We start from the raw sequence: 12,688 nt of genomic DNA on the forward strand, positions 1-12,688 counted from the left end.
CTCCATCTCATCATTCTAGGTCGCTCAACACTCTAACCCCTTATCCATAAAACCAATAACAAACGGCAATCGCAGCGCTGATCCCTGCAAAATCCGCGGTTAACCCACAGGCTAAGGCGTGGCGGCCATGGCGAATACCCACAGAGCCAAAATACACGGCGAGTACGTAAAAAGTGGTTTCAGTGCTACCCTGAAAAATCGCCGCTAATCGGCCTGCAAAAGAATCGACGCCGTGATGATCCATGGTCTCGAGCATCATGGCTCTGGCACCTGAGCCACTAAAAGGTTTCATCAGCGCGGTCGGCATAGCATCGACAAAACGCGTATCGAAACCCAATATCCGTACGCCACTGGCAATCAAGTGCAACAGATAATCCAAAGCGCCGGATGCGCGCAGTAAACCTATAGCCAATAACATGGCGAGCAAATAAGGGATCAGCTGGATAGATTGGGCAAAACCCGCCTTCGCCCCTTCAATAAACTCATCATAAACCGCCACCTTACGGATGCCCGCAACAATGACGAAGGTAAACACTAATAACAATAAAATGCCGTTACCCATTGCCGTCGACACTGTGCCAATGGCTTCAGCACTTAAGGTCATCAGATAAAAACCACTCGCCACTAGGCCAGAGAGCATCAAGGCGCCATAACCGAGCACCACAGAGTTCAATAACGAAATCCGCTGCACTAACGCCACTACCAGTAAGCCCGCCAATGTCGAGGCCGAGGTTGCCAGTAAAATCGGTAGGAAAATATCCGCAGGCGCGGCTGCACCTTGCTGGGCACGGTAAAGGAATACTGTCACAGGCACTAAGGTCACAGAGGAAGTATTGAGCACTAAAAATAAGATTTGTGCATTAGTCGCCACGGTTTTTAGCGGATTTAAACTCTGCAAATCATGCATTGCCCTTAAACCAAGCGGCGTGGCGGCATTATCTAAACCAAAAATATTCGCCGTTAAATTCATCGTGATACTGCCAAAGGCGGGATGGCCCTTGGGCACTTCTGGCATCAAGCGGCGCAGTAAGGGCTCAAACACAAAGGCGATGGCGCTGACCACTCCGGCCTTCTCGCCCACCTGCATTAACCCCATCCACAGGGAAAGTACGCCAATCAGCCCAAGGGAAATTTCGGCGGCAAGCTTAGCGCTAGCAAATAATGCGGCGACCGAAGCCGATAGGACTTCTATGTGTCCATTGAACAGTTGCACCGCTATTGCCAGCAATGCCGTAACAAAGAAAGCTAACCACACGCGATTCAGCACGCTAATCCCCTTATTTTTATTTGTTTTTATTCTATTAGCTCATGACTACTGAGTGCTAGCTTTATGGCGACTCATTGCAATATTACGGTAATCGTCAGTGCATAAACCTCAAATCACCATAACGGCTGAGGCACTTGGGATAAAATCTCAGACCCAATAAGGGATTATGATATACTCGCGCCAGTTGATACACAGTCTATTTTCCTATGGTTCAATGAAATCAATGGTTCAATTAAATCAAAATTTTATCGATACAATTACCCAAGAACTCCCCGCCCATTTGTCAATGGATGAGTTTATTGCCGCTTGCGACAGGCCGCTTAGACGTTCAATTCGGGTCAATACCTTAAAAATCAGCAGCGACGACTTTAAGACTCTGATGCAACCTAAGGGCTGGACGTTCGATCCCATTCCTTGGTGTGAAGACGGATTTTGGATCAGTTACGATGAAGAAGAACAACTCGGCAATGCCTTAGAGCACATTCAGGGCTTATTCTACATTCAAGAAGCCAGCTCTATGTTGCCGCCAACCGCACTTTTTACGCCTAGTGCATTTACGACTAGTGCAAAGTGGCAGTGCGTACTCGATCTCGCCTCTGCGCCGGGTTCAAAAACCACGCAAATGGCCGCATTGATGCAAAACCAAGGTTTATTGGTGGCGAATGAGTATTCGGCGAGCCGCGTGAAAGTATTGCACGCCAATGTGCTGCGCATGGGCGCAAGTCACTGCGCTCTCACCCATTTCGATGGCCGTGTGTTTGGCGAATACCTGTACGAAAGTTTCGATGCCGTGCTCATTGATGCGCCCTGTGGCGGCGAAGGCACAGTGCGTAAAGACGCCGATGCGCTCAAACATTGGAGCCTTGACGATGTGCTAGCGATTAGTGAAACCCAAAAAGCCTTAATCGAATCGGCGTTTCTCGCCCTGAAACCCGGCGGCAGTTTGGTCTACTCGACCTGCACCTTAAACCGCCTCGAAAACCAAGGCGTGTGCGAGTATTTAAAGCAAGTCTACGGCGATGCCGTGCAATTTGAATCCTTAAGTGATTTATTTGATGGCGCTGAGCGAGCCACGACTGCCGAAGGCTTCTTGCATGTCTGGCCGCAGATTTACGACAGTGAAGGTTTCTTTGTCGCTAAATTGACAAAAACTGCCTCTGTGCCGCGGTTACAGCCTGAGCCTAAACTGCAGAAAAACTTCCCCTTCACGACCGCATCAGCGAAACAAGCCCAAGGGATCAAAGACTATTTTCAGCAGGATTTAGGCATCAGCTTACCAGACGAACTCATCATGGTTCGCGATGATGAATTCTGGCTATTTCCTCATCAATTCAACGCTTTTATCGGCCGTATGCGCTTTCAGCGTATTGGCATTAAACTCGCCGATAACAGTAAGCACGGTTTTAAAGTCCGCCATGAAGCGATTATTGCTTTAGCGGGAAAACAACTTAGCCCAACGGCAAAAACGGTCGATGTGAGCGATGTTGAAGCCAAAGAGTATTTGATGGGGCGAGATATTCCCTTAGCGACCGCAGGCAAAGCCCAAGGTGAAGTGATCGTCTGTTATGGCGGCGCGCCGTTAGGCATGGCGAAACATTTAGGTAATAAGTTAAAAAACAACCTGCCCAGAGACTTAGTGAAAGATAAAGTGTTATTACTACCAGAACAGACAAAATCGTTATAGTTCTGCTGTTTTTTAGCGATAAATAACCTAAAAAAGGGGAAGGTGAACGCGACTCTAGGGCAAAAGCTCGACTACACTGAGTCTATTGTAAAGCGCACTGCATGGCGCTTTCACCTGTAGCGCACGGCTCTTCAACGAGCCATTCCCCTAGGCCCAAACAGCTTTCATCGTTTTGGGCCTTTTTTTATGCCAATGTCTTTTTGCCTGAGCCTTTATGCCTGAGTCTTTTTGCCTGATCCTTTATGTCTCAGTGTTGGCAATCGCGCAAGCGCATAACATGGGTCAAAGCACTTAAAGCTAACGGCCGACTAAACGCGCCGCATCTTTGAATAAATTAAAGAAGTTATTGCTGGTGTACTCCGCAAGATCTTCGTAGCGCTCACCTCTAAGCTCGGCCACAAACTCAGCAACATCACGCACATAGGCGGGCTGGTTTTCTTGTCCACGGTGCGGAATAGGCGCCAAATAAGGCGAGTCTGTTTCAACCAGCAGGCGATCCTGTGGCACTTTACGGATAACAGTGCGAAGTTCACCGGCATTTTTAAAGGTGACTATGCCTGATACTGAAATGTAAAAGCCAAGGTCAATCGCCGCTTTCGCCATTTCCCAATTCTCAGTAAAGCAATGCAGTACGCCGCCAACTTTATCCGCGTTGCCCTGCTTAAGCATAGTGATCGTGTCTTCACGCGCATCGCGAGTATGGACAATCAAAGGTTTATTCACTTCGACCGCAAGGGCGATCTGCTGCTCAAAACATTGTTGTTGCAGCAATTTAGTTTCGTCGGCATAAAAATAATCTAGGCCAGTTTCACCAATCGCGACCACTTTAGGATCGGTGGCAAAGCGGCGGATTTGCTCAACATCAAGCCCTTCTTTAACGTCTAATGGATGCACGCCCGATGACAAAAATACCTGATCGAAGGCTGCAACTTTATCTCGCATCGATTCAAATCCCTGCTGGCGTACGTTGACGCATAGCATATAGTCCACGCCACGGGCTTTCGCGCTGGCCAGAATATGTTCTAGGGTTTGTTGATCAGGCGCCGCTTTAAGGCGATCGAGATGGCAGTGTGAATCAATAAGCACAGGGATTTCCAAGCTGAATAACAAAAGGACGACAAGGATACCCAGCCAAGGGATCGAGGTCAAATTCCGCGAAGGTGAAGAGTCAGTTTAGAGTGCGGGCCAATGTTAAAACTTGAACAGTTAAACGAGAGTAACGCTTAAAGCAGAGCGTTTAAACCTAATTAACGTTCAAACCAGAGCAATAATGCGAGCCAACTTACATAGTGCAGGTTAGATCGCCGGAGGCCAGTTCGCGCGACAGTAATTTTTCGATGTGGTGTTTATGGCTATCGGGCTCAGAAACAATTTTAATGCCAATGCCTACAGGACGGCCGCCCGAAGCACCTAAGGGATTGATCCATACCACGACACCGCGAAATTCATTCGTTATGGTCGCGCCCGGTAAGCGATACGCAATCGTCAGCGGCTGGCCAAGGTAATGGCCTTCACTGGTGGCTATGAATAATCCTGCCGGCTTAATAAAAGGCATATAGGCACGATATAGCTGATGTAAGGTATCAAAATTAACGACGAGATCTACCATGGCATATTACTTATTTGTTATCTCTCTATATTCTAAGACATAACTTTGACACAAGGCCAGATAATTGACGCTCGGCATTGTACTTAAGCTATGACACATTCCCATGATCTTGGCCGCCAAGTTCCCGAGCTGCGCATGGATAAACGCATCTTGGTGGCTATTTTTCAGTAACACCTGTCGTATAAGCAGGTATAAAACCTTAAGAACATCAATTATTTGTTGTTCACTTATAGTTAACAAACTAGCACACAGATGACCAGACGACAAACTTTGGGCCCAATCTTTGCGAAACTGTAACAAGGATTGATAACGGCTCTGTTGACCACCTTCAGATTGCAAGCTCTCTGCCAACTTTAGCGGTCCACCCACCACGCTCAGGCACCAAGTAACATCCTCTTGGATATCACATTGCTGCGCTAACCAGTTTTTGATGATCTCTCGGCTTGGCACAACGAAGGGAATGCGCTGACAGCGGCTGCTGACCGTCGCCATCAGACGTGCAGGCGTATCCGACTGTAATATCAGTAAAGTGTCTTTACCCGGCTCTTCAAGGGTTTTAAGGAGTGCGTTGGCGGCAGCGGAGTTAAGCCGCTCGCTATGATGAATAATCGCCACCCGCATACCGCTTTGCTGGGCAGTCGCCGTCAGACGTGTGCAAAGCTCACGAATTTGATCGACTTTAATTTGATTGCCATCGGCGGCAATATGGTAAAAATCGGGATGATTGCCCGCATCAAAGAGCTGACAAGACTTACAAAAACCGCAGGCCCCCACAGGTGTTGGCTGCAAACACATGGCCGCACGCGCCATGAACACACTCAGCAGCTCACCACCATAGGCAGAATCAATGCCGACAAGCTGCGCATGGGGCATTTTTTGCCGCGTGAGTTGCGCTAAAAATGCCTGTCTTGGCCCTTCGAGCCAAGGTAATTCCGCAGCTGTAAAACCTGACTCGGCTACCATGCCATCGCCTGTAGCACGGCTAAGATATCTTTATGCACTTCGGCCATGGTTTGACTCGCATCGATAACCACTATGCTGTCATCTTCGCTGGCAAGTTTGAGATATGTAGCGCGTGCTCGTTCAAAGAAATCAATCGCTTGTTGCTCGATTCTATCAAGCTCACCGCGTTTAGCCGCGCGGGTTAGCCCAAGTTTAGGATCTAAATCTAAGTACAAGGTGAGATCGGGTTTAAAGCCTTTTAGGGTGGCAGTGCTCACCGCTTCCACTAACGGCATTAAGCCCCTGCCACCACCTTGATAGGCCAGTGACGATAAATTGTGTCTGTCACCCAATACCCATTGACCCTGCGCAAGCGCAGGTTTAATGACATTGGCAACCAATTGGGCTCTGGCGGCATAGATGAGTAAACACTCGGCCTCGTCACACAGGGGATCGGTCGCATCGGCAATTTTGACCAAATCACGGATACGTTCGGCCAGTGGCGTGCCACCCGGCTCGCGGGTGCAGATCGGCGCTTTACCCGTATGTTTTTCAATAAAGTCGCGAATAAGGTTAATCGCACTCGACTTACCCGCGCCTTCTAAACCTTCAATAACGATAAATTTTGCAAAAACTGACATTGGATTTTCTTTCTCTGCATTTTTACTTTGGTGATTTTTCTGGCGTCGCCGGTTTTTTCTTACGCTGATACACATCTACAGCTTGGTTGTGTGCTTCAAGTGTGCTTGAAAACACATGGGTACCATCGTTGCGTGACACGAAATAAAGATAACTCACACTGGCAGGTTTAGACACTGCCATCAGTGAGGCTTTACTCGGTGCTGCAATCGGCGTTGGCGGTAATCCAAAAATACGGTAAGTGTTAAAAGGTGTCTCTTCGACTAAATCTTTACGGGTGATATTGCCCTTATAGCGTTCACCCATGCCATAAATCACCGTCGGGTCGGTTTGCAGACGCATGCCTTGATTAAGACGATTAACAAATACTCCGGCAATTTGGTCGCGCTCATGGGCTTGGCCGGTTTCCTTCTCGACTATCGATGCCAAGATCAGCATTTCATAGGGGGATTTTAACGGCAAATTCGGCGCCCGTTCTGCCCACGCTTTGGCAAGCTCTTGCTCCATCATCTTATAGCTTTGAGTCAGCAGGACTTTAACATCCGCCTCAGCAGTATAATGATAGGTGTCGGGGAAGAATTTACCCTCTGGCAAACCTGAATCATCGCCCTGCGCCATCAACACGGCGGCAAACACCTCTGGTGACATCTGTAAATGCGGCGCACTGGCAAGTTGTTGTTCCCATTCAACGATGGTTTTGCCTTCAACTAAGGTTAAACTGAAGGTTTTCACTTTTCCGGCAATCAAATCATTCAGCAAATCGGTAATAGTTTGTGAAGGTGAGATTTCGTAAAGGCCCGAGCGGATCTTAGCAAGCTCAGGGCGGAACTTAAGTAACCACTTGAGTTTCCACGTGTCTTGAATCACACCATCGTCGGCAAGTTGCTGCGCAAGCTGGTTCACGCTGGTACCGCGTTCAACGGTCAGCTCTTTAGGCTCGCTGAGACTCAGCGGCGTTTGGCTGTATTCGATAACAGTTTGATAGCCCCAAAAGGCGCCCAAACAGACTAATGTCAGCAAGGTCAACAGGGTTGAACTGGCGATAAGAATGAGTTTTTTCATAGGGTGAGTGAAAGTGTCTGTCTAAGTTGCGCGGTAATCGGAGCACGGCTGAACTTGAGCGAGTCTATCGCCAGCACATCCACAATTCCTAAAACGCTGTTAGTGATAAACGCTGAGTCAAATTCAATTAAACGCTCGGCGCCAACGGGCAAACATTCGATATTCATGTTCTGTTCAAGCAAGGCTATCATAACCTGTTCGCGCATCACACCCGCCACGCCGCACTGGGCTAATGAAGGGGTTATCACGCGATTGCCTTTGATAAAAAACACATTCGCCATCGAAGATTCAATCACATTGTCTTCGATATCGTTAACTAACCAGTCATCAAACCCCTGAGGTAAAGGGTGGGATTTTATTAAGACTTGTTCGAGTCGATTTAAATGCTTCATCCCAGCCAACAAGGGCTGCAAACCCAATCGTATCGACGAGGTTTTAAGGCAAATGCCCGCTTGCTGCCACTTTGCATAATGGCTTGGGATCGCATGAACTGAGACGATTTCGGTAGGATGAACCGTTTCTGGTGGTGTGTAACCACGGCCACCGACACCACGGGAAACGATTAACTTAATGCAATGATGTGGATATTCAATGGCTAAGGCATGAAGCTGCTGTTGCAGTGCTTCACTCATTTGCCATTGAAACCCAAGCCTTGCGGCGCCTGCGGTTAAACGAGCTTGATGGGCGTTGAAAAACAAAATACCCTCAGCGCCTGTCCGCATAGTCGCAAACAGGCCATCACCGTAGGCAAGCCCTCGATCGGAAGGGTCGACACTCGCCTGCGATGCGCCATTCACCCAAAACACGTGTGTTAGTCCTGACTGATACGGCTGGCAACCGCTTCTTGCTGATCTTTGTATTTAGCACTTTTACGGGTGTTATAAGGACGTGCAACCGCATGATTGAGGCGTTCAAAGTTAAGCGCACCTATGGTCATACGTGGACGCAGGGCCAAAGGTAACTTGCCGCTGTTATAGAACTCGAGCACGATTTTACCCTGCCAACCCGGATCGATACGGTGCGCAGTCACGTGCACCATCAGGCCTAAACGCGCCAATGATGAACGACCATCGAGCCAACCGACGATATCGGCGGGCAGCGTCACGCTCTCGTAAGTCACCGCCAAGGCCAATTCGCCAGGATGCAGGAAAAATGCTTCGCCATCAGGGATTTCGATAATCTCACTCATCACCCGATCAAGCGCAGCTTGCATCTCGACGCTTGGGCCACTCAAGTCGATATAAGGCGCTGTATGATCTTTAAAGACGCGAAACTGTCCACCTAAGCGCACATCAACACTGACGCCTGAAATAGCTTCTATGCCTGGGCGAGGTTCTATTACGATAGTGCCGTTATCAAGGGCCTGTTCAATTTCGATATCGGTTAAGCGCATCTTGCCTATTACTCCTTGAGTTTTTATGTCGTTATTTTGCCAGTAAATGTTGGATACGAGTTTTTAAAATATCGGTCGCAATACGATTCTTACCGCCACGGGGAACGATAATATCGGCGTATTGTTTCGACGGTTCGATAAACTGTAAGAACATAGGACGCACGGTTTTCTTGTACTGTGAAATCACAGATTCCATCGTACGGCCCCGTTCAGCCACATCACGGGTTAAGCGACGTAGGAAACAAATGTCCAGCGGTGTGTCCATAAACACACTCGCGTCCATCAGCGCACGTAATTTAGGATCGGTCAGCAGTAAGATACCTTCTAAAATGATCACCTTTTTCGGTGTCATCGTCAGGGTTTCTGCTATACGAGTGTGTTCTGTGTAGCTATAACAAGGGATATCAACAGCTTCGCCAGACTTGAGCAACTGTAAATGGGTGCACAACAGTTGATGGTCCAACGCTTTTGGATGATCGTAATTCGTTAATACCCGTTCATCCATGGATAAATGACTCTGATCGCGATAGTACGCGTCTTCATTAATTACCCCAATTTGATCTGTGCCTAAATCGCGGCGTAATTCGTCAAAAATCGTTTTGGCAATTAAACTTTTGCCCGATGCTGACGCGCCAGCAATTGCAATAATGACACACTGCTGAGAATTCATACCCTTAAACCTTACTCGTCATCTGAAACACTAATAGAAACTGTTTTCTGGCTTTGCTTTAAAGCCAATTCTGCGCCCACTTTACGGGCAATTTCCCGATAAAGTGCGGCTACTTCACTGTCTGGATCGGCAACGACCGTCGGCGCACCATTATCCATGGCTTCACGGATATTGATGTGCAGTGGCAAAGCGCCTAACAGTGGAACTTGATAACGCTCGGCGATTTTACTGCCACCGTGTGTTCCAAATGGATGTTCTTTATGTCCACACTCGGGACATAAATGGAAACTCATGTTTTCGACGATACCCAGCACAGGAATGTTCACTTTCTGGAACATATTGATGCCCTTCTTGGCATCGGCCAGCGCGATATCCTGCGGCGTAGTCACGATAACAGCACCACTCACAGGCACTTTTTGTGACAGGGTTAATTGAATATCACCCGTACCCGGCGGCATATCGACGACTAAATAATCCAGCTCTGGCCATTGGGTTTCATTGAGCAGTTGCGCTAGCGCGCCCGCTGCCATTGGGCCACGCCACACGGCCGCTTCATCACCGCTGAGCATAAATCCAATCGATTGCGCGGCAATGCCATGGGCACTGGCGGCGGTCATGTGTTTGCCATCGGGGGAAAGCGGTCTGAAATTAGGAATACCTAGCATCATAGGCACTGACGGGCCGTAAATATCCGCATCAAGAATACCCACCTGTGCGCCTTCAGCCGCTAAGGCCAAGGCTAAGTTCACCGCTGTGGTTGATTTACCCACACCGCCCTTACCTGAGGCAACGGCAATCACTTGCTTCACATTGGCAATCGGTGCGATAGAAGATAACGCTGAATAGGCTTTAGGTTGAAAATCGATTTCACATTCGACTTCATCGATAGCATCGAGCACGGCCAACTTGTTGGTCAACGCCATCACAGTGTCGCGATACTGGGTCATGCAAGGGTATGGATAGACTAAGCCAAGCAGCAAACGCTTACCTTCCAACGCCAGTTTATTTACGCATCCTGCGCTCACTAACCCTTTCGCGAGATACGGGTCTACAAATGAATCGAGAATAGCCAGAACAGGCCCGAGAAGATCGTCATTTAGACGATAATCAGTTTGAGTTGAAGACAAAAGAATTACCCCCACCAATAAATTTGCCCAAGTGTACCAGATAATGCAGAAAACATTAGCGCAGATTTAGCTCAATCGGCTCAGCTTTTGATGAAAATCATCCTGTAATCGGTTAGTATCTCTACCAATATTTTTGGCCCACCACGATATTTGAGACAAGATGGCAACTTCACAACGTAAAATTCTCGTGACCAGCGCACTTCCCTACGCAAACGGACCGATACATTTAGGTCACATGTTGGAATACATTCAGACAGATATCTGGTCGCGTTATCAAAAACTTCGTGGACATGAGTGCCACTATATTTGTGCCGATGACGCCCATGGCACGCCGATCATGCTTAAAGCGCAGCAATTAGGCATAGCGCCTGAAGATATGATCGCCCAAGTGAACAAAGAACATCAGCAGGATTTTGCCGATTTTAATGTCGCCTTCGATAACTATCACAGCACTCACAGCGAAGAAAACCGCCTCATGGCGAGCGATATTTATCTCAAGCTACGGGACAACGGCTACATCAAGAGCAAGAGCATTTCTCAGTTATTCGATCCTGAGAAATCCATGTTCCTGCCCGACCGCTTCGTAAAAGGTACTTGCCCTAAGTGTAAGTCACCTGATCAATACGGCGATAACTGTGATTCTTGCGGCGCGACTTACAGCCCAACTGAACTTATCAATCCAAAATCAGCGGTATCGGGTGCAACGCCAGTGATGAAAGACACTGAGCACTTTTTCTTCGACCTGCCCGCCTTCGAAGGCATGCTAAAAGAGTGGACTCGCTCTGGCGCCCTACAAGTCGAAATGGCCAATAAACTCGACGAATGGTTTGAGCAAGGTCTGCAGCAATGGGATATCACCCGTGATGCACCGTATTTTGGTTTTGAAATTCCTGATGCACCGGGCAAGTATTTCTATGTGTGGTTAGATGCACCTATCGGCTATATGGGTTCATTCAAAAACCTGTGTGTAAAACGTCCTGAGTTGAGCTTCGATGAATTCTGGGGAAAAGATTCAACTGCTGAGGTTTATCACTTCATCGGTAAAGACATAGTCTACTTCCACAGCTTGTTCTGGCCAGCCATGCTGCACGGCTCAGGTTATCGTCAGCCAAACAGCGTCTATGCCCACGGTTATGTGACGGTCAATGGCGCGAAGATGTCAAAATCGAAAGGCACCTTCATTAAGGCGCGTACCTATTTAGATCATTTAGATCCTGAATATTTACGTTACTACTACGCCGCTAAACTCAGCAGCCGTATCGACGATTTAGATTTAAATCTGGAAGATTTCGCCCAGCGCGTGAACTCAGATTTAGTCGGTAAGCTAGTGAACTTAGCCTCGCGCACCGCAGGTTTTATCACTAAACGCTTTGATGGCAAGCTCGCGAAAATTGCTGATACTACGCTGACCGAAGCGTTTTTAGCCAAGCAAGACGTGATTGCCGATTTTTACGAGTCGCGCGAATACGGTAAAGCGATGCGCGAAATCATGGCGCAGGCGGATATTGCCAACGGGTTTGTGGCCGATGCTGCGCCTTGGCAAATGGTGAAACATGACGATCAACAGGAAGCAGCCCATCAAGTGTGTTCAAACGCCTTGAATCTGTTCCGTATTTTAGTGACGTATCTCAAACCTGTATTGCCACGTTTAGCCCAAGATGTAGAAGCCTTCTTCCAATTGCCACTCACTTGGGATGCATTGAGCCAAGATTTAGCGGGTCATGAAATCACCCCATTCAAGGCAATGATGCAACGTGTTGAGCTGGATAAAGTCAATGCCATGGTTGCTGATTCCAAGGATAACCTGCAAGTCACGGCCGATGCACCAAAGACGGCTGCGCCTGAAAAAACCGCTAAAGCTTCATCGGTTAGCAGTAAACCGCAGGTTGACGATCCGATCAGTGAGACCATCAACTTTGATGATTTTGCAAAAATCGACCTGCGTATCGCTCGCATCGTGAAAGCTGAACATGTTGCTGACGCTGACAAGTTACTCAAGTTACAACTCGACATCGGTGGTGAAACGCGCCAAGTGTTTGCCGGGATCAAATCGGCTTATTCGCCAGAAGATCTCGAAGGCAAACTAACAGTGATGGTGGCTAACTTAGCGCCACGTAAAATGCGTTTTGGCATGTCAGAAGGCATGGTGCTGGCCGCTGGCCCTGGTGGCAGCGACCTGTGGATTTTAGAACCCCATGAAGGCGCACAGCCTGGCATGCGTGTTAAGTAATCTACGCTAGCTAACGCTCGAAAAATCAATAAGGCCGCATTTTATGTGGCCTTATTTGTTGGTAT

The 12,688-nt window shown here is 48.2% G+C and carries 12 protein-coding genes; 2 read left to right on the plus strand and 10 right to left on the minus strand.

What is annotated here, in order from left to right; all coding sequences use genetic code 11:
* Positions 1 to 40 precede the first annotated feature (40 nt).
* Positions 41 to 1,267, minus strand: a complete 1,227-nt coding sequence (locus tag FW758_RS23245) for a nucleoside recognition domain-containing protein (protein ID WP_012587487.1) — start codon at positions 1,265 to 1,267, stop codon at positions 41 to 43.
* Between the two features lie 223 nt (positions 1,268 to 1,490).
* Here FW758_RS23245 and rsmF point away from each other — a divergent pair, with 223 nt between their 5' ends.
* The gene (rsmF, locus tag FW758_RS23250; protein WP_446446668.1) at positions 1,491 to 2,951 is read left to right on the plus strand and encodes a 16S rRNA (cytosine(1407)-C(5))-methyltransferase RsmF; all 1,461 of its coding nucleotides are present in this window, start codon (positions 1,491 to 1,493) and stop codon (positions 2,949 to 2,951) included.
* 297 nt (positions 2,952 to 3,248) lie between these two features.
* On the opposite strand, the gene FW758_RS23255 is transcribed toward rsmF, so the two are convergent.
* The 9 genes from FW758_RS23255 to apbC all read right to left on the minus strand — a co-directional run bounded on the left by FW758_RS23255 (position 3,249) and on the right by apbC (position 10,393).
* A complete protein-coding gene (locus FW758_RS23255; RefSeq protein WP_006086270.1) occupies positions 3,249 to 4,037 on the minus strand; it encodes a TatD family hydrolase in 789 nt (262 codons plus the stop codon).
* 196 nt (positions 4,038 to 4,233) lie between these two features.
* Positions 4,234 to 4,560 carry a PilZ domain-containing protein gene (locus FW758_RS23260; RefSeq protein ID WP_006081920.1) on the minus strand — a complete coding sequence of 109 codons (327 nt, stop codon included), beginning with the start codon at positions 4,558 to 4,560 and terminating at the stop codon, positions 4,234 to 4,236.
* 6 nt (positions 4,561 to 4,566) lie between these two features.
* A complete protein-coding gene (gene holB, locus FW758_RS23265; RefSeq protein WP_446446669.1) occupies positions 4,567 to 5,523 on the minus strand; it encodes a DNA polymerase III subunit delta' in 957 nt (318 codons plus the stop codon).
* On the minus strand, positions 5,517 to 6,143 hold the full coding sequence (tmk, locus tag FW758_RS23270; RefSeq protein WP_006081922.1) for a dTMP kinase: 627 nt from the start codon (positions 6,141 to 6,143) through the stop codon (positions 5,517 to 5,519). The genes holB and tmk overlap by 7 nt, the downstream gene beginning before the upstream one ends.
* Before the next feature lie 22 nt (positions 6,144 to 6,165).
* Positions 6,166 to 7,203, minus strand: a complete 1,038-nt coding sequence (mltG, locus tag FW758_RS23275; RefSeq protein WP_012089387.1) for an endolytic transglycosylase MltG — start codon at positions 7,201 to 7,203, stop codon at positions 6,166 to 6,168.
* On the minus strand, positions 7,200 to 8,009 hold the full coding sequence (pabC, locus tag FW758_RS23280; RefSeq protein WP_446446670.1) for an aminodeoxychorismate lyase: 810 nt from the start codon (positions 8,007 to 8,009) through the stop codon (positions 7,200 to 7,202). The genes mltG and pabC overlap by 4 nt, the downstream gene beginning before the upstream one ends.
* 5 nt (positions 8,010 to 8,014) lie before the next feature.
* A complete protein-coding gene (gene dcd, locus FW758_RS23285) occupies positions 8,015 to 8,596 on the minus strand; it encodes a dCTP deaminase (protein WP_006081925.1) in 582 nt (193 codons plus the stop codon).
* Positions 8,597 to 8,627: 31 nt separating this feature from the next.
* Positions 8,628 to 9,266 (minus strand): uridine kinase, encoded by a 639-nt coding sequence (gene udk / locus FW758_RS23290; protein WP_006081926.1) that lies wholly within the window; start codon positions 9,264 to 9,266, stop codon positions 8,628 to 8,630.
* 11 nt (positions 9,267 to 9,277) lie between these two features.
* The gene (apbC, locus tag FW758_RS23295) at positions 9,278 to 10,393 is read right to left on the minus strand and encodes an iron-sulfur cluster carrier protein ApbC (protein ID WP_446446671.1); all 1,116 of its coding nucleotides are present in this window, start codon (positions 10,391 to 10,393) and stop codon (positions 9,278 to 9,280) included.
* Between the two features lie 160 nt (positions 10,394 to 10,553).
* Here apbC and metG point away from each other — a divergent pair, with 160 nt between their 5' ends.
* Positions 10,554 to 12,623, plus strand: coding sequence for a methionine--tRNA ligase (metG, locus tag FW758_RS23300; protein WP_446446672.1), 2,070 nt, complete (start codon positions 10,554 to 10,556; stop codon positions 12,621 to 12,623).
* The last annotated feature ends 65 nt before the right edge of the window (positions 12,624 to 12,688 follow it).

This window comes from Shewanella sp. 1180_01 (assembly GCF_052850535.1).

Coding starts and splice junctions, on each gene's coding strand:
- FW758_RS23260 (WP_006081920.1), bottom strand. CDS start 4,560: ATGGTAGATCTCGTCGTTAATTTTGATACCTTACATCAGCTATATCGT.
- dcd (WP_006081925.1), bottom strand. CDS start 8,596: ATGCGCTTAACCGATATCGAAATTGAACAGGCCCTTGATAACGGCACT.
- holB (WP_446446669.1), bottom strand. CDS start 5,523: ATGGTAGCCGAGTCAGGTTTTACAGCTGCGGAATTACCTTGGCTCGAA.
- rsmF (WP_446446668.1), top strand. CDS start 1,491: ATGGTTCAATTAAATCAAAATTTTATCGATACAATTACCCAAGAACTC.
- mltG (WP_012089387.1), bottom strand. CDS start 7,203: ATGAAAAAACTCATTCTTATCGCCAGTTCAACCCTGTTGACCTTGCTG.
- metG (WP_446446672.1), top strand. CDS start 10,554: ATGGCAACTTCACAACGTAAAATTCTCGTGACCAGCGCACTTCCCTAC.
- tmk (WP_006081922.1), bottom strand. CDS start 6,143: ATGTCAGTTTTTGCAAAATTTATCGTTATTGAAGGTTTAGAAGGCGCG.
- udk (WP_006081926.1), bottom strand. CDS start 9,266: ATGAATTCTCAGCAGTGTGTCATTATTGCAATTGCTGGCGCGTCAGCA.